Origin of the sequence: Streptobacillus ratti, assembly GCF_001891165.1 — a bacterium.
Lineage (GTDB): Bacteria > Fusobacteriota > Fusobacteriia > Fusobacteriales > Leptotrichiaceae > Streptobacillus > Streptobacillus ratti.
Genome location: NZ_LKKW01000130.1, coordinates 1 through 236, shown reverse-complemented (window position 1 = coordinate 236; position 236 = coordinate 1). Strand labels below are relative to the sequence as shown.

The following is a 236-nucleotide window of genomic DNA, read 5'->3' as shown; positions in this document are numbered from 1 at the left end:
AAATTACAGTTACAGTAATGGTATTATCATTATCTGTTTATTATACTACTTATTGTAAGTTTACTTTTAAATGTAAAAATCATATCATGTATTTTTTTGTAAGTATGTGTCTTGGAATAGTTTCTACATTTTTAGGGATAGGTGGAGGGCCTATAAATGTTTCATTATTTATATTAATATTTGGAATAAGTATGAAGAGTGCTACTCTTTATTCGATTTCAACTATATTTTTTTCA

At 24.2% G+C, this 236-nt stretch carries 1 pseudogene; it reads left to right on the top strand.

The features are described 5' to 3' along the window. Positions 1–17: 17 nt before the first annotated feature. Positions 18–236, top strand: a pseudogene (locus BT993_RS07465) (sulfite exporter TauE/SafE family protein); the annotation flags it as partial.